Source organism: Mesorhizobium sp. DxT, assembly GCF_058448885.1.
On record NZ_JBZFLJ010000014.1, the window covers coordinates 56,210 to 79,750 of the forward strand.

The following is a 23,541-nucleotide window of genomic DNA, read 5'->3' on the forward strand; positions in this document are numbered from 1 at the left end:
ATGTATGTCAGCCATTTCCTGGCGGTCACGACCGCCGGCACCGAGACGGAAGAGGGGGCTCCGGCCCCCGACCGGATCGTGTCCGGCGCGCCCAGTTTCAAGACCTGGAACGTCGAGGAGGCCGATGGCGGTCTCTACGCCGGCATCTGGGAAGCGACGCCGGGCAAGTGGCGCATAGAGTACGACGAGTGGGAGTTCTGCCACATCCTCGCCGGCATATCGATCGTCACCGAGGATGGCGGCGAGGCCCATACGCTGAAGGCTGGTGACAGCTTCATCCTCAGACCCGGCTTCAAGGGCACGTGGGAAGTCGTTGAGACGACTCGCAAGGAGTATGTGATCCGCGTGTAAGCGGCGCGCATTGCCCTTTCCGCAACGTAATCCCCCATATCCACGCTTTCCACAGGCGCACGTGCATTGCCAGGCATGCCGCTGCGTCATACCCTCAGGACATCTCAGAGCCCAACGGCCCCGCCCGGACAGCGGGAACAAGCTGAAGGGTCCAACTGGGACCGCTCCGGCAGAGAGGCGGCAACGGCGTCAAAACCGTCGCAAGATCGAACCCGGAAAGTCCAGCGGAACCGCTGAAGGCGGTCTGGAACGCTACAGGCGGACCGATGCTGCCATGAAGGCCGGGAAAGTCCTTTGATGGTGTCTCGAACGACCTTTCGGGCGTGAGAGAACGGTCCGGGCAGGCAAATTCCTTCGGGAATGCGCAAGCACGAGACCACCGTCAGAAACAGGTTTCGGTGCGGCTTCGTCTCTTCGAGGCGTAACCATATCGAGAGTCTGATCTGAACAGGGAGGCACTGGGAGCAATCTCAGTGCTTTCCTTGTTTCGGCGTCTGGAATGGCGGTCACCAGCGGCAGACAAGCCGCTCTAGCCCATGAAAATGGTAGATGTCGCGATATTGCGGCTCTTCCGCGATTTTGAGGCTTGGCAGGCGTTCGAAGAGCACCTTTAGCGCTGCCTGCATCTCCAGTCGTGCCAGCGGTGCGCCGATGCAGAAGTGGATGCCGGCGCCGAACGAGACGTTCTTCTGGTCCTGCCTTGAAGGATTGAAGCTGCGCGGCGCATCGAATGCTGCCGGGTCGTTGTTGGCCGCGCCAAGCAGCAAAGCAACCTGCTCGCCGGGCTGGAGGGCGATCCCGGGCGCAAGCTCGACTTCCTCATAGGCATAGCGCGTGAACATGTGCAGCGGCGCGTCGTAGCGCAGGCATTCCTCGACCGTGGCGGCAACGGCTTCATCGCTGCCGAGGAATGCGGCGGGCCCGCCATCCAGCGACAGCAGGGTGCGTATCGCGTTGCCGGTCTGATGCACGGTCGCCTCGTGGCCGGCATTCAGCAGCAGGATCGCCGAGGAAACCAGTTCGTCCTCCGACAGCTTCTCGCCGCTTTCGTGTGCCGCGATCAGCACGCTCAGAAGGTCGTCGCCGGGCTTCCGCCGCCGCTCCTCGGCATGGTGGCGGATGAAGGCGGCGAAGTCTCCGGCAGACCGATTTGCCTGTTCTTCGGTCTCGCGTGTCGGGGCGTGCATATACATGCGCACCATGTCGTTGGACCAAGCCACCAGTTGCGGCCCCGTCTCCGCGGGCACACCCATCATCTCGGCGATGATGGTGGCGGGTATCGGCGTGGCGAAGGCGGCTATGAGATCGGCCTCGCCATTCGCCTCGAAACCGTCGATGAGTTCGTGGGCGAGGCGTTCGACGCGCGGGCGCAGGCGCTCGACCTGCCTGGAGACGAAGGCGCGGTTGACCAGCGTGCGCAGCCGCGTGTGGACGGGCGGCTCGAGCTCCAGCATCGAGCCTGCCTCGGCCCGGTCGAAGTCGGCGAGGTGCCCGCGGTCGCCCTTTGCAGCGACGCTGGCCATGTAGCCGCCCGGCCGCTCGCGGCCGAGCCGCCGGTCGCGGAAGGTGCGGTTGACCGCCTCGTAGCCCGCCAGACACCAAAGGCCGAAGTCTTCCCAGAAGAAGACCGGGCATTGCGCGTGGAAGAAGGCATAGGCGGGGTAGGGATCCTGCACGAATGCCGGCTCGTGCGGGTCAAGCCGGACGTGGCGGCTGGCTGGGTCGAAATCGACATAGTCTGGCTTTTGCATGCCGCTTCCTTAGCGCGGCTTGCTTCGCATGTGCCAGTCCCTATGGTTGCGACGGAATTGCCGGTGCGGCTGTATCTGAGGGACAGGAAACATGAAAACGATCGTGGTCGGCGCAGGCATCGCCGGGCTTTCGACGGCGTGGGAGCTGACGCGGCGCGGTCATGCCGTGACCCTTCTGGAGCAGGGACCTATCCCCAATCCGCTTGCGGCGTCCGGTGACCACCACCGCATCATTCGCCGTGCTTATGGACCGGGGAGCGGTTATGGCAAGGCGATCAGTGAGGCCTATGATGCGTGGGACGCACTCTGGAGCGATCTCGGGCAGAGCCATTATGACGCCCGGGGTTTCCTCTGCGTGTCGCGCGCGGTGGGCGACGACACCGACCTCTATCGCGAAGGCATGGAAAAGGGCGGCTGGCCGATCGAGCTGTTCTCCGCCGACGAAGCGGCCCGCCGCTGGCCGTTTCTCGAAGCCGGGAGCTTCCGTTACGCGTTCCACTCGCCCGAGGGCGGCGCGCTGCATTGCCGGCGCATCGCCGCCGGCATCGGGGAATGGCTGCGTGCCAACGGCGCGGATGTGCGCGAGCAAATGCAAGTCGTCGCAGTCGACTGCGAGGCGGGCAGCGTAAAGCTGGCGGACGGCAATAGCCTGACGGCGGATCAGGTCGTGGTCACGGCGGGCGCCTGGGTGACCAAACTCTTCCCTGACCTCGTCTCCGAGCTGACGACCTATCGCACAGCCGTCTCCTATCTGGAGCCGCCAACCGATCTGAAGCAGGCATGGGAGGCAGCGCCGGTGATTCTCGATGTCGGCGGCGACACTGACGGCTACATCATCCCGCGTTCCGGCGATGGCGGCCTCAAATTCGGTTCGGGACTTCACAAGCGGCAGCAGGACGACGCAAATGCCGCGCGCGAGCCCGAAGACGGGGAGGGCGAAGCGATCCTGCGCCTGTTCTCGCCGCCGATCGCGCGTGTGGACGAGTACACGGTAAGCAATGTCGTGACCTGCGCTTACACCTTTACCGAGGACCAGCGCTTCTTCGCGACGCGCAAAGGAAAGTGCCTCGTCGTCTCCGCCTGCTCGGGCCATGGCTACAAGTTCGGCACGGCCGTCGGGCGCCGGGTGGCGGCCGCGGTCGAGAACGGGGATACGCAAGACCTGATTCGCTGGCTGCGGGCCGAGGATATGTGACGCAACGACATGCCGGGTTCGGCTTTCGAGGCATTTACCTTCGTCAGTCGTCGGGCTTGCGCAAGGCAAAGCCGGCATCCTATCTAACGGGTAACGCCAATCCTCGATTCCGGCCGTCTACGCGCCGATTTCCATCCGAAAAGGGACACCCATGAGAGACCCGATCGAAACCTACATGAATCTCGTTCCGATGGTGGTCGAGCAGACCAACCGTGGCGAGCGGGCCTATGACATCTTCTCGCGGCTTCTCAAGGAGCGCATCATCTTCATCACCGGTCCGGTCGAGGACGGCATGGCGACGCTGGTCTGCGCGCAGCTCCTGTTCCTCGAAGCCGAGAACCCGAAGAAAGAGATCAATCTCTACATCAATTCGCCCGGCGGTGTGGTGACGAGCGGCATGGCGATCTATGACACCATGCAGTTCATCAAGCCGGCCGTGTCGACGCTGTGCATCGGCCAGGCCGCGTCGATGGGTTCGCTGCTGCTGACGGCAGGCCATGCCGATATGCGTTTTGCGACGCCGAATGCGCGCATCATGGTGCACCAGCCTTCCGGCGGCTTCTCGGGCCAGGCCTCGGATATCGAGCGTCACGCGCAGGACATCATCAAGCTGAAGCGGCGCCTCAACGAGGTCTATGTCAAGCATACCGGCAAGGACTACGAGACGATCGAAAAGACGCTCGACCGCGACCATTTCATGACCGCCGACGAGGCGAAGGACTTTGGCCTCATCGACAAGGTCATCTCCAGCCGCGAAGCCGTCGAGGGTCCGGCGGACGCTTGATCCGGCGCATGGGGAACGGCTCTGACGCATTTTTGACGTGCTCTGCGCCATTTCGGTCACAATTTGCTGTTCCCACGGCGCAGGTGGCATCCTACGTTAAGCCAATGTTGAGTTTCGGCGGCTTAGCTTTTCCAAGGGATTCGCGTACCGTCGCCGCCGTTTTCGGATTGTCTGGAGTACGAAGCGGCTTCATTGAGCCAATGGCATTGGCGGGAACGCGCTCCCGTCATAGAGTTGTGTCTGCGGACGGTGCGTTGCGCCGCGGCCGGGACAGAGCCGAAAGGGTTTGGATAGCATGAGCAAGGTCAGCAATGGTGGTGGCGGCGGCGACTCGAAGAACACGCTGTATTGCTCGTTCTGCGGCAAAAGCCAGCATGAGGTCCGCAAGCTGATCGCCGGTCCGACGGTTTTCATCTGCGATGAATGCGTCGAGCTGTGCATGGACATCATCCGCGAGGAGAACAAATCCTCGATGGTGAAGTCTCGCGAGGGTGTGCCCACCCCGCAGGAGATTCTCACGGTTCTCGACGACTATGTGATCGGCCAACCCTACGCCAAGCGCGTGCTGTCGGTTGCCGTCCACAACCACTACAAGCGGCTGGCGCATGCCGGCAAGAACGCTGACGTCGAACTGGCGAAGTCGAACATCCTGCTGATCGGTCCGACGGGCTGCGGCAAGACGCTGCTGGCCCAGACGCTGGCGCGCATCATCGACGTGCCCTTCACGATGGCCGATGCGACCACGCTGACGGAAGCGGGCTATGTCGGTGAGGACGTCGAGAACATCATCCTGAAGCTGCTGCAGTCGGCCGACTACAATGTCGAGCGCGCCCAGCGTGGTATCGTCTACATCGACGAGATCGACAAGATTTCGCGCAAGTCCGACAACCCGTCGATCACCCGCGACGTGTCAGGCGAGGGCGTTCAGCAGGCACTGCTCAAGATCATGGAAGGCACCGTCGCTTCGGTTCCGCCGCAGGGTGGCCGCAAGCATCCCCAGCAGGAGTTCCTGCAGGTGGATACGGCCAACATCCTGTTCATCTGCGGCGGCGCGTTCGCCGGCCTCGACAAGATCATCTCCGACCGTGGCCGCAAGACCTCTATCGGCTTTGGCGCGACGGTCGCCTCGCCGGAGGATCGCCGCACCGGCGATCTGTTCCGCCAGGTGGAGCCCGAGGATCTGCTGAAGTTCGGCCTCATCCCCGAATTCGTCGGCCGTCTGCCGGTGCTGGCAACGCTCGAGGATCTTGACGAGCCGGCGCTGATCCAGATCCTGACCGAGCCGAAGAACGCACTGGTCAAGCAGTACCAGCGCCTTTTCGAGATGGAGAACGTGGAACTCACCTTCCACGAGAGCGCGCTGTCGGCGATCGCCAAGAAGGCTATCGAACGCAAGACTGGCGCACGTGGTCTCCGCTCGATCATGGAGGCCATCCTGCTCGACACCATGTTCGAGCTTCCGGCGCTGGAAGGTGTGCAGGAGGTCGTCATCTCCGATGAGGTCGTCTCCGGCAATGCGCGCCCGCTCTACATCTATGCCGAGCGCGAGAAGGAAAAGGGCAACGCCAGCGCATAGGGCTGGCGTTCCGCTCCGCAACGGCTGGCATAGTTGACCGGATGCGGCCTCGTGGCGCTTGCCATCGGGCCGCATGAGCGCCATAAGCGGCGGACGGCAACGCATCCTGCCAGAGGAATCGATGAAGACCTTTTTCACGCAGTTCTTTACGTGGTGGAACGGCCAGACGCTCGGCACGCGCTTCCACACATGGCGCCACGGCACCAAGGTCGGCACCGACGAACTCGGCAATACCTATTACGAGGGCGGCAAGGATTCCGAGGGACGCACGCGTCGCTGGGTGATCTACAACGGCTACTCCGAGGCCTCGGCGATCCCGTCTGGCTGGCATGGCTGGATGCACCACCGCACCGACGTTGCGCCGAGCAGCGAAGATTATAAGCCACGCGAGTGGGAGAAGGCGCACAAGCCGAACCTGACGGGTTCCGCGGCCGCCTACCGTCCGCGCGGCTCCGTGCTGACGCCTCAGGAGCGCCCGCGCGTGACCGGCGACTACGACGCCTGGACACCGGGTTCCTGAATTGGTGCGGCGGGAGAGGGCACTTTTCTCGCCACATTCTTCTCATATCGAATGGCCTCTTCCCGAAACCGGATCGCGCGCCGCATGGGCAACGACAGCATGATCGAGAATGGCCGCAAACGCTTTCCTGCGAGGATGCATAGCATCCTGCTGACCGGACTGACCGCTGCTCTGCTGGCAACCAGCGGGCCTGCGCTGGCGGAACGTGTCAGCAATCCGGTCGCCGAGTTCACCGGCGTCGACAAGATTACCGGCCGCATCATCACTTTCGACGTCTATGTCGACGAGACGGTGCAGTTCGGCGCGCTTCAGGTGACACCCCGCGTCTGCTACTCGGCGCCCGACACCGAGGAGCCGAAGACCGATTCCTTCGTCGAAGTCGACGAGATCACGCTCGACCGCAAGATCCGGCGCATCTTCACCGGCTGGATGTTCGCCGAAAGCCCCGGCCTCAATGCCGTGGAGCACGCCGTCTATGACGTATGGCTGAAGGCCTGCAAGCAGGAATCGGACGTGCCGGCACCGGAAGAAGCCAAGAGCTGACGTCAATCGTTGAAGCGGGCCTCGCCGGCCAGCGCTTCCTCGAGCAGCGTTTCGTATTTCGCACGTGGCACGTCGATCGCGCCGAAGCGCTTCAGGTGCTCGGTGGTGAACTGCGTGTCCAGCAGAATGAAGCCGCGCTCCCGCAGCCGTTCCACCAGATGCATGAGGCAGATTTTCGAGGCATCCGTCTCGCGCGAGAACATGCTTTCGCCGAAGAAGGCGCGTCCGAGCGTCACGCCGTAGAGCCCCCCGACAAGCCGCCCCTCGCGCCAGGCCTCGACGGTGTGGCAATTGCCACGCGCGAAGAGTTCGGCATAGGCCTCGCGTATCGGCTGGTTTATCCAGGTCGACATGCGGCCTTCGCGTGCTTCGGCGCAGCCTTCGATGACACCCTCAAAGTCGGTGTCGAACCGGATGTCGAAATGGCCGCGCCGCGCCGTCTTCATGAGGCTCCTGGGCGAGTGGAACGCGTCCAGCGGGATGATGCCCCGGCTCTCGGGCCGCACCCAGAATATCTCCGGATCGTCGGCGTTCTCGGCCATGGGGAAGACGCCCGACGCATAGGCGCGCAGCAACAGGTCGGGCGGGATGCGTTGGCCGGGTGCGAACGGGCGGGTCATCGCAGTGTGGCCGGTTCTCTACTCCGCCTTGGCGAGATACTTTTCCAGCCAGTGGATGTCATAGTCGCCGTTGGCGATGTCGATGTTGCCGATCAGGTCGCGGAACAGTGGCAGCGTGGTGTTGATGCCGTCGACCACAAACTCGTCCAATGCGCGGCGCAGCCGCATCATGCATTCGACGCGGTTGCGTCCGTGCACGATCAGCTTGCCGATGAGGCTGTCGTAATAGGGCGGGATCTTGTAGCCGGAATAGGCGCCTGAATCGACGCGGATGCCGAGGCCGCCTGGCGTATGGAAATGGGTGATCCTGCCGGGCGAGGGGACGAAGGTCTTCGGGTCCTCGGCGTTGATGCGGCATTCGATGGCATGGCCCTCGAACCGCACTTCGTCCTGCGTCACGGAAAGCCCGCCGCCGGAAGCGACGCGAATCTGTTCGTGGACGAGGTCGATGCCGGTGATCGCTTCCGTCACCGGATGCTCCACCTGCAGGCGGGTATTCATCTCGATGAAATAGAACTCACCGTTCTCATAGAGGAACTCGATGGTGCCGGCGCCCGAATAGCCGAGGTCGGCGACTGCCTTTGCGCAAATCCCGCCGATCTTTTCGCGTTCGATCGCGTTGAGTGCCGGAGAATTCGCCTCTTCCCAGACCTTCTGGTGACGGCGCTGCAGCGAGCAGTCGCGCTCGCCGAGATGGATCGCCTGTCCGGCACCGTCGCCAACGATCTGCACCTCGATATGGCGCGGCTTCTCGAGATATTTCTCGATATAGACGGCATCGTCGCCGAAGGCGGCACCCGCTTCCGTGCGCGCGGTATTCAGTGCGACCAGCAGGTCTTCTTCGGAGCGCGCCACCTTCATGCCGCGTCCGCCGCCACCGGCCGAAGCCTTGATGATGACCGGATAGCCGATCTCGGCCGCGATCCGGAGCGCTTCCTTCTCATCGGAAACCGCGCCCTCGGAGCCCGGCACGACCGGAATGCCGAGGCGCTTGGCGGTGCGCTTTGCCTCGATCTTGTCGCCCATCACGCGAATATGGTCCCCCGAAGGGCCGATGAAGGTGATGTTGTGGGCGGCGAGAATGTCGGCGAACTTGGCGTTCTCCGACAGGAAACCGTAGCCGGGATGGATCGCATCGGCGCCGGTGATCTCGCAGGCCGCAACGATCTGGTGAATGTTGAGATAGGAATCGCGCGAGGCGGGCGGGCCGATGCAGACACTCTCGTCGGCGAGACCGACATGCATCGCATCCGCATCCGCGGTGGAGTGCACGGCCACCGTCTGGATGCCGAGCTCCTTGCAGGCGCGCAGCACCCTCAGTGCGATCTCGCCGCGATTGGCGATCAGGATTTTGTGGAACATCCGCCTTGCCCCGGCCTACTCGATGACGACCAGCGGCTCACCGTACTCGACCGGCTGCGCATCCTCGAACAGGATCGCGGTGACGGTGCCGGAGCGCGGCGAGGGGATCTGGTTCATCGTCTTCATCGCTTCGATGATCAGCAGCGTCTGGCCTTCCTTGATCTGCTGGCCAACCTCGATGAAGGGCTTGGCGCCCGGCGCGGCTGCCAGATAGGCGGTGCCGACCATCGGCGACGGAACGGCATTCTTGCTGTTGTCGGCCGGTGCGGCGGGCTGGGCGCCAGTAGTGGCGGCAGACGCCGACTGCGCAGCAGATGCCGGCGCCGGGGCGGCAAGGGGTGCCGAGTAGGCCTGAACGGCTGCCGGCGTGCGCGACACGCGGATGCGCAGATCTTCCTGCTCGACCTCGATCTCGGTCAGGTTCGTCTCGTCGAGAATGCTTGCGAGATCGCGGATGAGCTGCTGGTCAACACCGGTTTTCTTCGTCGACATCGGAGGTTTATCCTTGCCCTTTTTGCTGGGCCGCCCCGAGCCGGGCGGCGAGCGCGTGCAGTGCCATGGCATAGCCCTGCGAGCCGAAGCCGCAGATCATGCCGGTCGCGACCGACGACACCCATGAATGGTGCCGGAACTCTTCGCGCGCGTGAATATTGGAGAGATGCACTTCGGCGACCGGCAGCGGCGAGACCGCGCGGATCGCGTCGTGGATTGCGATCGAGGTGTGGCTGTAGGCGCCCGGATTGATGACGATGCCCTTCGCCTTGGAACCCGCTTCCTGAATCCAGTCGACCAGCACGCCCTCGTGATTGGACTGGCGAAAGTCGATCTCGATGCCCAGCTTTGCGCCGGTCGACCGGCAATCCTCGCCGATCGTCTCAAGCGTTTCCCCGCCATAGATACCCGGCTCGCGTTTGCCGAGCATGTTGAGGTTGGGACCGTTGAGGACGAAAATGATATTGGACATGTAAAGATGGTTTCCTGCGCCGGCACCTCTATAAAGGGCATAACCAGCGGCGAAAAGAGCGCAAGTGCGTTCTTTTCATGTCCACAGCAGCCTGAAGCGACGAGATCGTCCCTCAGGATGCGCTCTCGTCAGTTGGTGGCCCGCACCTGCTCGACCTTCTCCTGCAGAACCGCGCGGCCGAGAGCGCCGAAAACGACCTCTTCGCCGACCACGTAGGAAGGCGTGCCGGTGATCGAGAGCCTGCTCGCCAGCTCGTAGGTCTGGTTGAAGGCATCCGTGATCGCCGGGTTCTTCATTTCCTCGCGCAGTGTCGCCTCGTCGACACCCTGTCCAAGTGCCGCGCGTATGGCCGATTCCTCGGTCGCGCGCTCGCCGGCCATCAGTTCACGGTGGAACGCTGCGTATTTCTCAGGGGCGAGCGCCCGAAACGCCATCGAAACGACATGCGCCTTCTGCGAATCCGGGCCGAGGATGGGGAATTCCTTGAGCACGAAACGCAGATCCGGATTGGCTTCGACCATCGCGTCCATGTCGTCCATGGCGCGGCGGCAGAAGCCGCAATTGTAGTCGAAGAACTCGACGATGGTTACGCTGCCCTCGGGATTGCCGATGACTCCGTCGTGCTCCGCGTCGAAAATTGCGTCAGAGGACGAGGCGATCGTCTCGACCTGCGCGACGCGCTGAAGCTCCCGCTCCTTCTCCTCCAGCGCGACCTGCATGTCGCTGAGGATTTCGGGATTGGAGAGCAGGTAGTCGCGCACCACGGTCTCGATCTCGCCGCGCGTTGCCGCCGCTGGCTCGACAATTGCCGCCGTCTGCTGAGGCGCAGCGGCCACATCCGTGCGGCTGCCTGCCGCGAAGCCGAGGGCGAGCATTGCCACTGAAATCGTGACGCCTGCGATGCCGAGTGCGACCGTCTTGCCCATTGTCTTCGTCCTTGTTGCTCAGTTGGCGAACCTTAGCGGCCCACCGGTCTGTAGTTGATGATGTCCTGCGCCCGAAGCCAGCCCGGCGAACCGTTTGGCATCTTCTGCTGCGCCCGCGCGGCAAAGATTTTCGCGTCGCGGTAGTTGCCTGAATAGAAATGACCGTCCGCCGTGGCAAGCTCAGCCTGCGGCACGTCGCCGAGCTGCCCGTAAGCCTGGGCGAGATACCGGTAGCCCGCCGCATATTCAGGGTCGCGCGAAAGGCCAGCCTGAAGTTCGTTGACGGCCTTGCGCAGGTCTTCCTGCTTACCGGTCGCCATCAGTGCCTGGCCATGGCCAATCTGAATGATGCCCGATCTTTGTTTGTCGAGCCGCATCGCCGTGGCGAAGGACGTCGCAGCTTCCGCCGGCCTGCCGGCCTTCATCAGGATTTCGCCGCGCATCTCGTGGAAGTACGGGTTCTTGGGCGCCGCGCGCACGAGCGTGTCGATCTTGCTGACGGCGGCTCGCGCGTTGCCTGAAAGGAAAGTGCCGATCGCATCGGCGTAGATCGCGGGCACCCCGCCCGGATTGTCGCGGAAGAGGCGGCCAGCCGCGGCATGCCCCTGGGTGAAGGCTGCGATCTTCGCGCGCACCATGTCGTGGCGCTGCTGCAGTGCCGGCGGGTCCTTGCGGTCGAAATGGCGGCTTGCACGCGCCAGCGTCTCCAGGTTGGCGATGCGCTCGCGCGGAACAGGGTGGCTGAGCTGGTAGGGGTCGACCCGCACGCCGGCGAGCGTCATGGAATCCGCCAGCCGCTCGAAGGTCGCCAGCATGCCCTTGGCCGACTGTCCGGTGCGTTCGAGATAGGTGATCGCGGACCGGTCGGCGGTTGCTTCCTCGGTGCGCTGGTAGCTGAGTACGGAGCGCCGAGCCGCCTCCATGCCGCCGGTGAATATGCCGGCGGCGGATTGTCCGAGCCCGCGCGCGCCTGAGGCGGAGCCCGCAACCGCGGCGCCGACCCCGAGCACGGTGGCAATCACGGCCATGGTCTGCGCGCGCGCAAGCTGCTGGTGAAGTCGCTGTTGGTGGCCACCGGCGATGTGGCCGGCCTCGTGGGCAAGCACCCCGATCACCTCGTTCGGCGTTTGCGACATCAGCAGTGTGCCGGTGTTGATGAAGATGCGGCGGCCGGTAACGAACGCATTGAACGATGGGTCGTTGACCAGCACGATCTCGATGCCGGAACGGCCGAGCCCGGCCGCCTCGAGCACAGGCCGCGCATATTCGCGCACCAGTGCCTCGATCTCCGCATCGCGCACCAGCGAGATATTGCGCGCCTGGGCGAATGCCGGCGGTGGCGCAGGCAGGGTCATCGGCGCTGCTAAGGCAGCTGCCGCGAGCAGACGGACGGCGAATGCGCGTGAAAGAAACGACGACATGGCAACCACAGGTAACCGACCTCGCATTCGGTGGAAAGGCGAGGTGAATGAAATCATGAACTTGTGATCCCTGTACTTTCCGGCAATTGTGCGGCGCATTCAGCCCGCCAGAAAAGGAGCCATGATGGTCGTCGCCATTTCGAGACGCAGCGAGGTCGAGCCGTTCCACGCGATGGACGTGCTGGCCGAGGCCAACAGGCTCAGGGCGCAAGGGCATCCGGTCGTCTCCCTGGCGGTGGGCCAGCCGTCGGATCCCGCGCCGGCGGTGGTTCGCCAGGCGGCTGCCGATGCGATAGCGGCTGGCAAGATCGGCTATACCGATTCGCTGGGACTGCCAGCACTGCGCGCGGCGATCGCAGCACATTATGCGGACCACTACGGCATCGAGGTACCGGCCGCGCGCATTGCGGTGACCACCGGCTCGTCCGCAGGCTTCAATCTCGCCTTTCTCGCGATGTTCGATCCGGGCGACCGCGTCGCGATCACCGCGCCCGGCTATCCGGCCTATCGCAACGTGCTGACCGCGCTTGGGCTGGAGGTCGTCGAGATCAGGCTCGACGGGGAGGGCGCGCTCACGGCGGACCATCTCGAACGGGCGCAGCGCGAAAAGCCGCTGAAGGGCGTCTTGTTTGCGAGCCCCGCTAATCCGACGGGTGCGGTGATTCCGCCTGAAACCTTGCGGGGCATCGTCGAAGCCGCACGCGCCATGGGAATCGCGGTGATCTCGGACGAAATCTATCACCGCCTGGCTTATACAGCGCCCGATACGACGGCGCTGGCCTTCGGCGATGACGTGACGGTCATCAACTCCTTTTCCAAGTATTATTGCATGACCGGCTGGCGTATCGGCTGGATGGTGCTACCCGAGACGCTCGTGCGGCCTGTCGAGCGCGTGGCGCAAAGCCTGTATATTTCCGCGCCCGAGATTTCCCAGGCTGCCGCGATCCGAGCCTTCGAGGCGGGCGCCGAACTGGACAGGGTCAAGGAGCGCTATCGCGTCAACCGCGCGTTGCTGGCCGACGCGCTGCCGCAGATCGGCCTGCCGCTGGCCGCCCCGATGGATGGCGCGTTCTATGCCTATTGCGACGTGTCGCGCCATACCAATGACAGCATGGATTTTGCGCAGCGCTTGCTGAAGGAATGCCATGTCGCGGCCACGCCGGGGCTCGATTTCGACCTTGCCGAGGGGCACCGCTTCCTGCGCCTGTCGTATGCCGGCAGCGAAGCCGAGATTTCGACTGCGATCGAGCGGCTGCGCGCTTGGCTCTAACAGAGAAACCGGCGCAAGCGCCGGTTTCCATATTGCTTTTCAGATGAGGTCAGGGATCAGAAGAAACCCTTGCGCTGCCACCAGCCACCCTTGCGCGGCTTGGTTTCGTCATTTACGGGCGTCGACGACGTGACCACCGGCTCGGCAGGTTTCGTCTCCACCTTAGCTACGACCGGCATTTCCGCGGGCGCCACCGGCTCGGAAGGTGCTTCCGGCGCGGTTTCGGCAACGACTTCGCTTGCCGCCTCCTCAGCCACTGCCTCGGCGGCAGCAGCCTTGCGGCGGGGCGCGCGTTTCGCCTTCGGCTTGGCTGGCTTTTCCGCCGCCGCTTCGGCTCCCTCGTCGGTCATCGGCGCTGCAAGATCGGCTGCCGCATCGGCGACTTCCGGTTCTTCGGCCTTTGCCTTCTTCGAAGTGCGGCGCGGCGCCTTCTTTTTCGGCTTCTCGGCTGCCTCAGCCTCGGCGACTGGCACAGCCGGTGCCGCGGCTTCCACGGCGTCCATCGCTGCCTGATCGGCCATCTCGGGCGCTACGTCGGCGGGGGCTTCGGCTTCCGTTGCCGCCGACACCGCGTCGTCGCCAGCCTCGGCTGCAGCCTCGTCGTCGCGACGGTTACGCTTGCCGCCACGCTTGCCGCGCCGGCGCTTCTTGGACTGGCCGTCGCCATCGGCTTCGGCCTGAACGGTCTGCTCGGCCGCACCCTCGTTGTCCGTGTCGGCCTCATCCGCCTGTTCAGCAGCGCCGCCGGCATCCGCGGCTTCACCTTCAGCATTGTCACCGGCAGCTTCCGCATTGCGATCGCGGTCACGACCGCCGCGCCGCCGCCTGCGCCGCTTGCGCTTGCGCTGGCCTTCGCCGTTTTCGTCCTGGTTCCGCTGCTCCGCGGGTGCGGCGGCTTCCGCCTCTTCTTCCTCGTCAACGACATCGATGATGTCGTCTTCAGGCTCTTCGGGATAGACGATTGGTGCCGGCGGCGTGAAGCCTGCGGGCCGTTCGGCCGGCGCACCCTTGATGATCGCATAATGCTGCGACCGCACGCCTTCGTCCGCCTCCACCGAGATCGTTAGCCCGAAACGGAGCTCCAGCTCGGTCAGGGTCGAACGCTTGTGGTTCAGCACGTAGATCGCCGTCGAGGTGGGCGTGCGCACCGTGATGTGATTGCGCGAATCCTTGAGCAGGAATTCCTCGATGGCGCGCACGACGTGAAGCGCAACCGAGGATTCCGAACGCACATGGCCGGCGCCGCCGCAATGCGGGCAGGGCTGCATGGTCGATTCGAGCACCGAAGCGCGGATGCGCTGCCGAGACATCTCGAGCAGGCCGAAATGCGAGATGCGGCCGACCTGGATGCGCGCGCGGTCGTTCTTCAGGTGATCCTTCAGGCGCTTTTCGACCGCACGATTGTTGCGGTTCTCTTCCATGTCGATGAAGTCGATCACGATCAGGCCGGCGAGGTCGCGCAGGCGAAGCTGCCGCGCGACTTCCTCCGCCGCTTCCAGATTGGTCTGGAGCGCCGTGTCCTCGATCGAGTGCTCCTTGGTCGAGCGCCCGGAGTTGACGTCGATCGCGACCAGCGCCTCCGTCTGGTTGATGATGATGTAGCCGCCGGATTTCAGCGTCACCTGCGGCTGCAGCATCTTGTCGAGCTGCCCTTCGATCCCGTTGCGCGCGAAGATCGGCGAGGTGTCGCGGTAGGGCTGCACGACCTTCGCGTGGCTCGGCATCAGCATGCGCATGAAGTCCTTGGCCTCGCGATAGCCGTCTTCGCCCGCGACCAGGATTTCGTCGATGTCCTTGTTGTAGAGGTCGCGCACCGAACGCTTGATGAGCGAGCCTTCCTCGTAGACGAGGGCCGGGGCCGACGACGAAAGCGTCAGCGTGCGCACATTGTCCCACAGCCGCATCAGATATTCGTAGTCGCGCTTGATCTCGGCCTTGGTGCGGCTTTCGCCGGCCGTGCGCAGGATGACGCCCATGCCCTGCGGAACGTCGAGATCCTTGACCACGTCCTTCAGGCGCTTGCGATCCTGCGCATTGGTGATCTTGCGGGAAATGCCGCCGCCGCGTGCCGTGTTGGGCATCAGCACCGAATAGCGGCCGGCCAGCGACAGGTATGTGGTGAGCGCCGCGCCCTTGTTGCCGCGCTCTTCCTTGACCACCTGCACCAGCAGGATCTGCCGGCGCTTGATGACTTCCTGGATCTTGTACTGGCGGCGGCTGGGCCGGCGACGTTCGCGGATTTCCTCCAGCGCGTCCTCGGCGCCGACCGACTCGACCTCGCCGTCATCGTTGTTGCCGCCATTGTCGCCATTGCTGGCGTGATCGTCGTCGGCATTGTTGTTGCGGTCGTCGCTTTCGACGTCTTCCGAGACTGAGTCGGCCTCGACGGCCTCGGCGATGGCACGAGGCGTATCGTCGTTGCCGCTCTCCTCGCGCTCCGTGCCGTTTTCCTCGGCAGACTCGTCATCCGACGGCGAATCGTCGGCTTGGTTTTCGCCGTCGTCGGAAGCTTTACGCTCGTCGGTGGCGCGCCCGCGGTTACGCCCACCACGACGACGGCGGCGATTGCGACCGCGCTCCTCGTTTTCGTCCTCGTCGTCCTCGGACTCAGCCTCCTCGGCCTCGGCGCGCAGCAGCGCCTGCCGGTCGGCCATCGGGATCTGATAGTAGTCGGGATGGATTTCGGAGAAGGCCAGGAAACCGTGCCGGTTGCCGCCATACTCGACGAACGCGGCCTGGAGCGACGGCTCGACCCGCGTTACGCGGGCCAGATAGATATTTCCCTTGAGCTGCTTCTTGTCCTGGGACTCGAAATCGAATTCTTCGATGCGGTTACCGCGAACGACGACAACCCGCGTTTCCTCCGGGTGGGAGGCATCTATAAGCATTTTGTTGGGCATTATGTCTTGTCTCCCCGGCGCGGGCAGACGACGGCAACCGCGTAAACACACGGCTCCTTTGCGACGTTCTGGGGGACGCGCCGGACAATAGTGTGTCCGCATAGCGCATCCGTAGCCGACCATCCGCTCCGGCCGCGGCCGGGACGGCGCGGTTTCTTCCGGGCTGGAACATGGTCAGGCTTTCGATCATCGCGTTACATGCGGAACCATTTTTGAACCAAGGTCCGACAGGACGGACCAGCTAATGTGCTCGTACAGAGCCGACAGGGCGCACAGCCCCACCGTTTTCCTCACGCCAGGCGGTCCGCGTCACCGGACCCACCCTGCAGAAAAAATCCTTCGGAAACGCTGCGCCGGGACCGGTCGGGCCTTGTAAGCCGCCAAAATGCCGTTGCTGCCAAAGCAAGGGTGGGCGGCAGGCTGGAACGATCACGAGCATTGCAGTGATCCAAGCCCGCTTTTATGATTTGCGGCAGGTCATGGCAACCCCGATTTCGCAGCCCGATTCGTATCCGAGTATCGGGGCTTGCGGGCTAAAGGGTTGCTTAACCATACGCCGCTACCAATCGTTAAGATTACGAATTCCGGGCCTTCGGGAAGCACAGGACTCAATGCAGCCGCAGCCTTATCGATCAGCATTCGAAGGCAGGCGCAGCCGGCTCGCTGCAGGCTTTTGCGCATGGCTGCTGCTTGTCGCGGCCATGCTGTGCGGGGCTTCAGGCGCATCGGCGGAAGAAGTGCTTCAGGCGCACGGCTACAAGATGGCCGGCGATGCCGCGCGCACGCGCATCGTTGTACATTTCGACCGCGAGCCGGAAATGCGCTGGTTTCTGCTGCGCAGCCCGCATCGGATGGTGATCGACCTGCCGGAGGCTGGTTTCGCCTTCGACGACGCGGAACTGGAGCCGCGCGGGTTGGTCACCGAGGTTCGCTACGGCAACCTCGATGAAGGACGCTCCCGCATCATCCTCTCGTTTGACGGGCCGTTCGCCGTCGAACGGATGGACATTCTCGAAAACGAATCGAATCACGGTTTCCGCCTCGTTGCAGATATCGTCGCGGGCTCCGAGAAGGCCTTCGAAACGGCGATGGCCGAACAGATCGAGGCGACCGGTTCCACTCAGGTTACACCCAAAGGCGACCGGGTCGGCCATGCCGGCAATGAAGGCCCGCGGCCGTTCCGGATCGTCATCGACGCTGGCCATGGTGGCATCGACACCGGTGCGAAGGGTGTCACCGGCACGCTGGAAAAGACCATAACGCTCGCATTTGCGCTCGAACTGCAGAAGGCGCTCCGCGATCTGGGCGAGTACGATGTCTTTCTCACGCGCGACCGGGATCTGTTTCTGCGTCTCGACGAACGCGTTCGCATCGCGCGCCAGCACGAGGCCGACCTTCTGATCTCGATCCATGCCGACGCCATCCGGCTGAAGGGCGTTCGCGGGGCAACCGTTTACACCGTGGCCGACAAGGCATCCGACGCCGAGGCTGCCGCCAAGGCGATCCGAGAGAACCTGGCCGATGAGGTTGCAGGCATCACCGTCGAGGAAGAGAGCCAGGAAGTGGCCGACATCCTGGCCGATCTTATTCGGCGCGAAACGCAGAGCTTTTCGATCCGTTTCGCCCGCTCGCTGGTGGGGGAACTGTCATCGTCGATCCAGATGATCAACAAGAACCCGCACCGCTTCGCCGGCTTCCGGGTGCTTCGTGCACCGGATGTGCCTTCGGTGCTGCTCGAGCTTGGCTATCTGTCCAATCCGGACGACGAAAAGCTGCTGCGCGATCCCGATTGGCGCGCCAAGGCCGTCTCGAGCATCTCCTCGGCGATAGGCCTTTTCGAGTCCGCGCGGCAGGGAGCTGGCGGGTGAGACCGCTGCGCGGCCGGTTTCACATTCGTTGCAACGACACAACACACTGTGATTTAATCGAAGAATCGCGCAAATGCGCTTCCCAGCCGCCGCAATTTCCCCACAAGGGGGAATAAGAAGGGGGCGAACGGAGCGGAGCGCGACTTCACCCCCGCAGGGCGTGGCGATGGCGTAGTACCCTTCGATCCGCAGACTGGAGTGGGCATGATACGTCTTATCGGATATTTCTTCGGCGTCGGCGTCGCACTTGCGCTCGTGGCAGCGGCGGGTGTGGCGATCTATATCGGCGCTGTCACCAAGGACTTGCCCGACTACGAAGTGCTTGCGCGCTACGAGCCGCCGGTGACGACGCGCGTTCATGCCTCCGATGGTGCGCTGATGGGTGAGTTCGCTCGCGAGCGCCGCCTCTATTTGCCGATCCAGGCAGTGCCCGACCGCGTCAAGGCAGCCTTCCTCTCGGCCGAAGACAAGAATTTCTACTCGCACCCGGGTGTCGACATCACCGGCCTGGTGCGGGCCGTTGTCACGAACGTGCAGAATGTCGGTTCGGGCCGCAGGCCGGTCGGCGCGTCGACGATCACGCAGCAGGTCGCGAAGAACTTCCTGCTGGATTCGAGCGTGACCTACGACCGCAAGATCCGCGAGATGATCCTGTCGTTCCGCATCGAGCAGGCCTACTCCAAGGACCGCATCCTCGAACTCTATCTCAACGAGATTTTCTTCGGCCTCGGCGCCTATGGCATCGCAGGCGCCGCGCTGACCTATTTCGACAAGTCGGTCAACGAACTCACCGTCGCCGAATCCGCGTATCTCGCAGCGCTGCCCAAGGGGCCGTCCAACTATCATCCGTTCCGTAACACCGAGCGCGCGATCGAGCGCCGCAACTGGGTCATCGACCAGATGGTCGCCAACGGCTACGTCGAACCCGAAGAGGCTGAAAAGGCGAAGGCATCGTCGCTGGGCGTGACGCCGCGTCGCGGTGGCACCTACCTCTTTGCCGGCGAATACTTCACCGAAGAGGTGCGCCGCGCGATCATCTCGCGCTACGGCGAGGACGCGCTTTATGAGGGCGGGCTGTCGGTCCGCACGACGCTCGATCCGAAAATGCAGGTCGTGGCGCGCAAGGCGTTGCAGAACGGCCTGATCAAATACGATACGCTGCGCGGCTATCGTGGCCCCGTGACCTCCATCGATGTTTCGGGCGACTGGGGCGTGCCGCTCGGCGAGGTCGAGCGCCTTTCTGACGTGCCCGAGTGGCGGCTGGCCGTGGTGCTGGCCTCGTCCGACCAGGGCCTCGATGTCGGCCTCCAGCCCTCCCGCGAGGCATCGGGCGCGCTGAGCGATGAGCGCGAGACTGTTTCCGTCTCCAAGGAAAACATGAGCTGGGCGCTGCGCTACACCGCGGACGGCAAACGCCTGAAGGCCGACTCGCCGGCCGAGGTGCTCAAGCCCGGCGACGTCGTCTTCGTCGAAAAGATGGAAGCCGGCGGTGAGGACGCGGAATCCGGCTGGATTCTCCGTCAGATTCCGGAGGTGTCCGGCGGCATGGTGGCGATGGATCCCCATACCGGCCGCGTGCTGGCCATGGTCGGTGGCTTCTCCTACGCGCAGTCCGAATTCAACCGGGCAACACAGGCCTATCGCCAGCCCGGCTCGTCCTTCAAGCCGTTCGTCTATGCCGCCGCGCTCGACAATGGCTACACGCCGGCCTCGGTGGTTCTCGACGCGCCGATCTCGATCCGCATCGGCAATGAGGTCTGGGAGCCGAAAAACTATGGCGGTGGCTCTGCCGGTCCGTCGACGCTTCGCGCCGGCATCGAGCGTTCGCGTAACCTGATGACGGTGCGGCTTGCCAACGACATGGGCATGAACCTGGTCGCCGAATATGCCGAGCGCTTCGGCGTCTACGACAAGATGCTTCCGGTGCTGGCCATGTCGCTGGGCTCGGGCGAGACCACCGTGATGCGCATGGTCTCGGCCTATTCGATCATGGCCAATGGCGGCAAGCACATCGTTCCCTCGCTGATCGACCGCATCCAGGATCGCTACGGCAAGACTGTGTTCAAGCACGACCAGCGCGAGTGCGAGGGCTGCAACGCCACGGCATGGGATGGCCAGGCAGAGCCCGAGCTGGTCGACAATGCCGATCAGGTTCTCGACCCGATGACCGCCTACCAGATCACCTCCATGATGGAGGGCGTGGTGCAGCGCGGTACGGCAACGACCATCGCCGAGCTCGGCTACCCGATCGCCGGCAAGACCGGCACCACGAACGACGAAAAGGACGCCTGGTTCGTAGGCTATACGCCGGATCTCGTGGTCGGCGTCTATATGGGCTACGACCAGCCCCGCCACATGGGCAAGGGCTCGACAGGCGGCGGGCTTGCGGCTCCGATCTTCAAGGAATTCATGGCCGATGTGTTGAAGGACACGCGTCCGGTCGACTTCCGCGTGCCTGAGGGCATGAAGATGATCGCCGTCGATCGCAAGAGCGGCATGCGCGCTTCGGAAGGAGCGAGCGGCGCGATCATGGAAGCCTTCAAGCCGGGCACCGGCCCTGCCGACAGCTACTGGGTCATCGGCATGGACGATTTCCAGGCCGCCGAGCGCGCCCGTGAGCTTTCGCCACAGGCGAGCGAAGCGATCAGTTCCGGCGGCGGCGGCCTTTACTGAACCGTCCGGGCGGGCCCGGATGTCGGCCCGCTGGCGGCTGAAGACGACCCCGTGCGGGAAGACCGTGTCCGGTGTCTTGCCGCGATGCCCTGGGCTCTCCGGACCAGCTTGAACGACGTGCTCGCCGTGGCTGCCTCAGGGCAGCCGGGCGCTCTTTACAGCTGTGTGCGCGGTCCCTATGGTCCGCGCCGATTCAGATAGAAGAACAACAGGATCACACGCGGCAATGCGCGCAGAAACCGAATATCTTGTCGACGAAATCAAGCAGGCCATAACCCTGCTGAGGAGGCATCTTTGACTGGGATCAGGCCGTAAAACGACTTGATTACCTGAATATGCGCGCCGAGGACGCCGATCTCTGGAACGATCCTCAGGAAGCGCAGAAGTTGATGCGCGAGCGCCAGATGCTGGATGACGGCATCAAGGGCATCACAGGTCTCACCCAGTCGCTCAACGACAATGTCGAGCTGATCGCGCTCGGCGAGGAGGAGGGCGACCAGTCCGTGATCTCCGAAGCCGAGGCTGCCATCCGCGCCTTGCGCGGCGAGGTGCAGGCACGCCAGATCGAGACGCTTCTGTCGGGCGAAGCCGATTCCAACGACACCTATCTCGAGGTCCACGCCGGTGCCGGCGGAACCGAAAGCCAGGACTGGGCCAACATGCTCTTGCGCATGTACACCCGCTGGGCCGAGCGGCGTGGCTTCAAGGTCGAGGTGCTAGAGGTTCATGACGGCGAGGAAGCGGGCATCAAGTCTGCCACCGTGCTCATCAAGGGCCACAATGCCTATGGCTGGCTGAAGACGGAATCGGGCGTGCACCGGCTGGTGCGCATTTCGCCATACGATTCCAACGCGCGGCGGCACACCTCATTTGCAAGCTGCTGGGTCTATCCCGTCATCGACGACACGATCCAGATCGACGTGTCGGAGTCCGATGTGCGTATCGACACCTATCGCGCTTCGGGCGCGGGCGGCCAGCACGTCAACACGACGGATTCGGCGGTTCGCATCACGCACCTTGCGACCGGCATCGTCGTTGCCTGCCAGGCCGAGCGCTCCCAGCACAAGAACCGCGCCAAAGCTTGGGAGATGCTGCGTTCACGCCTTTACGAGGACGAGCTCAAGAAGCGCGAAGCCGTCGCCAACGCAACCGAGGCTTCGAAGACCGACATCGGCTGGGGCCACCAGATCCGCTCCTACGTTCTGCAGCCCTACCAGCTCGTGAAAGATCTGCGCACTGGTGTCGAAAGCACCAGCCCGCAGGACGTGCTGGACGGTGAGCTGGACGAATTCATGGAAGCGGCATTGTCACAGCGCATCGAGGGCGCAAGCGGCGAGCCGGTCGAGGATATCGACTGAGGCTCGGCCTGTGGGCTAAAGCAGGTTGCTGACCTTCTTGCCCGCCTTGAGAAACCGCAACGGGTCGATCGCGTCCCCGTTGCGGCGAACCTCGTAGTGAAGATGCGGACCGGTCGAACGACCGCTTGATCCGACCTCGCCGACGACGTCACCGGTTTCTACCGTCTGGCCCTTTTTGACACGGAGCTTGCTCATATGCGCATAGCGTGTGGTCAGCCCGTTGCCGTGGTCGATCTCGACCATCCTGCCATATCCACCGTTCCAGCCGGACTTGACCACCGTGCCGGCGCCCGCACTGCGGATGTCTGTGCCCGACGGCGCACGAAAATCGATGCCAGCATGCATCGCAGGGCGCCTGATGATCGGGTCTCGCCGCACGCCGAAGCTGCTCGAAACGGGCCGGCCCGGCACGGGATTGTGGATCGGCATCTCGCGCGCCAGCGCCTTGACGGCCTCCAGCTTGCTCAACGCCTCATCCATTTCCCGCACCCGCGCCTCGAACTGGATTCCAGCGGCGACCGGCAGCAGCGGACCGCCTACCGCTTCTCCGCTTGTGTCGATCTCGATGGGGAGACCGGCAGACTGCAGCGCCTCGGAAATCTCGTCGGCGGCGACGAACGCGCTTTCGGTGATCGTGTCGATCCCGTCGATCTGCTCCGACTCGATCGCACGCAGTGAGCGATTGATTGAAACGAAAAGGCGGTCGGCGCGGTCGGCCGCTGTCTCATAGCCCTGGCTTGCCGGCTTGGTTGACCAGAACGAGCTGGCCGCGCTGTCGGCAATCACCACCGGTGTCTTCTCGTTCAGAGCCCGTAATTCCGGCTTGGTGGAGGGCAGGGGCGCGGTCTCTGGCAGTTTATCGCCAGTGCCCTTCACACGCTCGAGGATCGGGCCGATGCGTCCATGGCGCTGGGTGAGCTGGGATTGGCGGGCGAGCAGTTCCGAGACTTTGCTCTCCACAAGCTGCTGGTCAAGGATCTGCCGGCTCGTGATGCGGTCGACCTGCGCGCGCAGGGCCGAGATGCGGTCCTCATAGGCCTGCTGCATGCGGGCCTGCCGCGCAGCCGTGGCGCCAAGTAGATCGTCGCGCAACACCAGATAGGATGTGGCAAGCAGATAGCCGACCGCCATGGCCGCCACGGTGGACCCGATAAAGGCGGCAAGCCACGGCCTCACGACGAAGTGTCGTATCTGGTCGCCTCGGGCGATGATGACGGTGTGCGGTTCTTTACGTCTGCCAAAGACCGAAGTCTGCCGATTCTCTTTCACGGAACACATACCCAACTGTAGGAGGATCGTGTGTCGCATTACACCTTGTTAGGGTTAACAAAGCTTTGCTGGCCGGCATCCCATAGCTGAAACGGAAACGCCCCGGCGGGGCCGGGGCGTTGAAATCGGGCTCTGTGATTCTTCTCTCGGCGCGAGGCGCCATCAAAAGAAGAAGAGCCAAAGCAGAATG

Annotated in this window: 19 protein-coding genes; 10 read left to right on the forward strand and 9 right to left on the reverse strand. The window is 63.7% G+C overall.

The window, feature by feature from the left end:
- Nucleotides 1–351, forward strand: a complete 351-nt coding sequence (locus ACVJNE_RS21915) for a cupin domain-containing protein (RefSeq protein WP_499568898.1) — start codon at nt 1–3, stop codon at nt 349–351.
- Between the two features lie 506 nt (nt 352–857).
- Here the strand turns inward: ACVJNE_RS21915 and ACVJNE_RS21920 are convergent.
- On the reverse strand, nt 858–2,102 hold the full coding sequence (locus tag ACVJNE_RS21920; RefSeq protein ID WP_499568899.1) for a cytochrome P450: 1,245 nt from the start codon (nt 2,100–2,102) through the stop codon (nt 858–860).
- 91 nt (nt 2,103–2,193) lie between these two features.
- Here ACVJNE_RS21920 and ACVJNE_RS21925 point away from each other — a divergent pair, with 91 nt between their 5' ends.
- From ACVJNE_RS21925 to ACVJNE_RS21945, 5 genes are all read left to right on the forward strand, one after another.
- Nucleotides 2,194–3,297, forward strand: a complete 1,104-nt coding sequence (locus tag ACVJNE_RS21925) for an NAD(P)/FAD-dependent oxidoreductase (RefSeq protein ID WP_499568900.1) — start codon at nt 2,194–2,196, stop codon at nt 3,295–3,297.
- A gap of 151 nt (nt 3,298–3,448) precedes the next feature.
- Entirely contained in the window at nt 3,449–4,081 is a 633-nt protein-coding gene (locus ACVJNE_RS21930; RefSeq protein ID WP_173190847.1) for an ATP-dependent Clp protease proteolytic subunit, read from the forward strand.
- Between the two features lie 295 nt (nt 4,082–4,376).
- Nucleotides 4,377–5,657 carry an ATP-dependent Clp protease ATP-binding subunit ClpX gene (gene clpX / locus ACVJNE_RS21935; RefSeq protein ID WP_173190849.1) on the forward strand — a complete coding sequence of 427 codons (1,281 nt, stop codon included), beginning with the start codon at nt 4,377–4,379 and terminating at the stop codon, nt 5,655–5,657.
- A 121-nt stretch (nt 5,658–5,778) separates the two neighbouring features.
- Complete coding sequence (locus ACVJNE_RS21940) at nt 5,779–6,177, forward strand: NADH:ubiquinone oxidoreductase subunit NDUFA12 (protein ID WP_499568901.1); 399 nt, start codon at nt 5,779–5,781, stop codon at nt 6,175–6,177.
- A gap of 135 nt (nt 6,178–6,312) precedes the next feature.
- Nucleotides 6,313–6,720, forward strand: a complete 408-nt coding sequence (locus ACVJNE_RS21945; protein WP_173193481.1) for a DUF2155 domain-containing protein — start codon at nt 6,313–6,315, stop codon at nt 6,718–6,720.
- Nucleotides 6,721–6,722: 2 nt separating this feature from the next.
- On the opposite strand, the gene aat is transcribed toward ACVJNE_RS21945, so the two are convergent.
- The 6 genes from aat to ACVJNE_RS21975 form a co-directional block, all read right to left on the reverse strand.
- A complete protein-coding gene (gene aat, locus ACVJNE_RS21950) occupies nt 6,723–7,340 on the reverse strand; it encodes a leucyl/phenylalanyl-tRNA--protein transferase (protein ID WP_499568902.1) in 618 nt (205 codons plus the stop codon).
- A gap of 18 nt (nt 7,341–7,358) precedes the next feature.
- Nucleotides 7,359–8,702 carry an acetyl-CoA carboxylase biotin carboxylase subunit gene (accC, locus tag ACVJNE_RS21955; protein ID WP_499568903.1) on the reverse strand — a complete coding sequence of 448 codons (1,344 nt, stop codon included), beginning with the start codon at nt 8,700–8,702 and terminating at the stop codon, nt 7,359–7,361.
- Between the two features lie 15 nt (nt 8,703–8,717).
- Complete coding sequence (gene accB / locus ACVJNE_RS21960) at nt 8,718–9,194, reverse strand: acetyl-CoA carboxylase biotin carboxyl carrier protein (protein ID WP_499568904.1); 477 nt, start codon at nt 9,192–9,194, stop codon at nt 8,718–8,720.
- Nucleotides 9,195–9,201: 7 nt separating this feature from the next.
- Entirely contained in the window at nt 9,202–9,666 is a 465-nt protein-coding gene (gene aroQ, locus ACVJNE_RS21965) for a type II 3-dehydroquinate dehydratase (protein WP_499568905.1), read from the reverse strand.
- Nucleotides 9,667–9,794: 128 nt separating this feature from the next.
- Nucleotides 9,795–10,592, reverse strand: coding sequence for a DsbA family protein (locus ACVJNE_RS21970; RefSeq protein WP_499568906.1), 798 nt, complete (start codon nt 10,590–10,592; stop codon nt 9,795–9,797).
- 32 nt (nt 10,593–10,624) lie between these two features.
- Nucleotides 10,625–11,947 carry a M48 family metalloprotease gene (locus ACVJNE_RS21975; RefSeq protein WP_499568907.1) on the reverse strand — a complete coding sequence of 441 codons (1,323 nt, stop codon included), beginning with the start codon at nt 11,945–11,947 and terminating at the stop codon, nt 10,625–10,627.
- A gap of 190 nt (nt 11,948–12,137) precedes the next feature.
- On the opposite strand from ACVJNE_RS21975, the gene ACVJNE_RS21980 reads away from it, so the two are divergent.
- Complete coding sequence (locus tag ACVJNE_RS21980; RefSeq protein WP_499568947.1) at nt 12,138–13,283, forward strand: pyridoxal phosphate-dependent aminotransferase; 1,146 nt, start codon at nt 12,138–12,140, stop codon at nt 13,281–13,283.
- Nucleotides 13,284–13,339: 56 nt separating this feature from the next.
- Here the strand turns inward: ACVJNE_RS21980 and ACVJNE_RS21985 are convergent, their stop codons facing one another.
- Entirely contained in the window at nt 13,340–16,183 is a 2,844-nt protein-coding gene (locus ACVJNE_RS21985; protein WP_499568908.1) for an Rne/Rng family ribonuclease, read from the reverse strand.
- 611 nt (nt 16,184–16,794) lie between these two features.
- On the opposite strand from ACVJNE_RS21985, the gene ACVJNE_RS21990 reads away from it, so the two are divergent.
- The 3 genes from ACVJNE_RS21990 (at nt 16,795) to prfB (ending at nt 22,082) form a co-directional block, all read left to right on the forward strand.
- The gene (locus tag ACVJNE_RS21990) at nt 16,795–18,051 is read left to right on the forward strand and encodes an N-acetylmuramoyl-L-alanine amidase (protein WP_499568909.1); all 1,257 of its coding nucleotides are present in this window, start codon (nt 16,795–16,797) and stop codon (nt 18,049–18,051) included.
- Nucleotides 18,052–18,255: 204 nt separating this feature from the next.
- Entirely contained in the window at nt 18,256–20,724 is a 2,469-nt protein-coding gene (locus tag ACVJNE_RS21995; protein WP_499568910.1) for a penicillin-binding protein 1A, read from the forward strand.
- 226 nt (nt 20,725–20,950) lie between these two features.
- Nucleotides 20,951–22,082 (forward strand): peptide chain release factor 2 gene (gene prfB / locus ACVJNE_RS22000; RefSeq protein WP_368804884.1). Its coding sequence is split into 2 segments (ribosomal slippage): nt 20,951–21,016 and nt 21,018–22,082, totalling 1,131 coding nucleotides; the frame shifts between segments, so codons are not numbered across the junction.
- A 15-nt stretch (nt 22,083–22,097) separates the two neighbouring features.
- Here the strand turns inward: prfB and ACVJNE_RS22005 are convergent.
- Complete coding sequence (locus tag ACVJNE_RS22005; RefSeq protein WP_499568911.1) at nt 22,098–23,351, reverse strand: M23 family metallopeptidase; 1,254 nt, start codon at nt 23,349–23,351, stop codon at nt 22,098–22,100.
- Nucleotides 23,352–23,541 lie beyond the last annotated feature (190 nt).

What these genes read in the sequence shown, in the direction of transcription:
- ACVJNE_RS21975 (WP_499568907.1), bottom strand. Translation starts at nt 11,947, where the DNA reads ATGACCCTGCCTGCGCCACCGCCGGCATTCGCCCAGGCGCGCAATATC.
- accC (WP_499568903.1), bottom strand. Translation starts at nt 8,702, where the DNA reads ATGTTCCACAAAATCCTGATCGCCAATCGCGGCGAGATCGCACTGAGG.
- accB (WP_499568904.1), bottom strand. Translation starts at nt 9,194, where the DNA reads ATGTCGACGAAGAAAACCGGTGTTGACCAGCAGCTCATCCGCGATCTC.
- ACVJNE_RS21930 (WP_173190847.1), top strand. Translation starts at nt 3,449, where the DNA reads ATGAGAGACCCGATCGAAACCTACATGAATCTCGTTCCGATGGTGGTC.
- ACVJNE_RS21925 (WP_499568900.1), top strand. Translation starts at nt 2,194, where the DNA reads ATGAAAACGATCGTGGTCGGCGCAGGCATCGCCGGGCTTTCGACGGCG.
- ACVJNE_RS21990 (WP_499568909.1), top strand. Translation starts at nt 16,795, where the DNA reads ATGCAGCCGCAGCCTTATCGATCAGCATTCGAAGGCAGGCGCAGCCGG.
- ACVJNE_RS21995 (WP_499568910.1), top strand. Translation starts at nt 18,256, where the DNA reads ATGATACGTCTTATCGGATATTTCTTCGGCGTCGGCGTCGCACTTGCG.
- ACVJNE_RS21920 (WP_499568899.1), bottom strand. Translation starts at nt 2,102, where the DNA reads ATGCAAAAGCCAGACTATGTCGATTTCGACCCAGCCAGCCGCCACGTC.
- aroQ (WP_499568905.1), bottom strand. Translation starts at nt 9,666, where the DNA reads ATGTCCAATATCATTTTCGTCCTCAACGGTCCCAACCTCAACATGCTC.
- ACVJNE_RS21915 (WP_499568898.1), top strand. Translation starts at nt 1, where the DNA reads ATGTATGTCAGCCATTTCCTGGCGGTCACGACCGCCGGCACCGAGACG.
- ACVJNE_RS21945 (WP_173193481.1), top strand. Translation starts at nt 6,313, where the DNA reads ATGCATAGCATCCTGCTGACCGGACTGACCGCTGCTCTGCTGGCAACC.
- ACVJNE_RS21980 (WP_499568947.1), top strand. Translation starts at nt 12,138, where the DNA reads ATGGTCGTCGCCATTTCGAGACGCAGCGAGGTCGAGCCGTTCCACGCG.
- clpX (WP_173190849.1), top strand. Translation starts at nt 4,377, where the DNA reads ATGAGCAAGGTCAGCAATGGTGGTGGCGGCGGCGACTCGAAGAACACG.
- ACVJNE_RS21970 (WP_499568906.1), bottom strand. Translation starts at nt 10,592, where the DNA reads ATGGGCAAGACGGTCGCACTCGGCATCGCAGGCGTCACGATTTCAGTG.
- aat (WP_499568902.1), bottom strand. Translation starts at nt 7,340, where the DNA reads ATGACCCGCCCGTTCGCACCCGGCCAACGCATCCCGCCCGACCTGTTG.
- ACVJNE_RS21985 (WP_499568908.1), bottom strand. Translation starts at nt 16,183, where the DNA reads ATGCCCAACAAAATGCTTATAGATGCCTCCCACCCGGAGGAAACGCGG.
- ACVJNE_RS21940 (WP_499568901.1), top strand. Translation starts at nt 5,779, where the DNA reads ATGAAGACCTTTTTCACGCAGTTCTTTACGTGGTGGAACGGCCAGACG.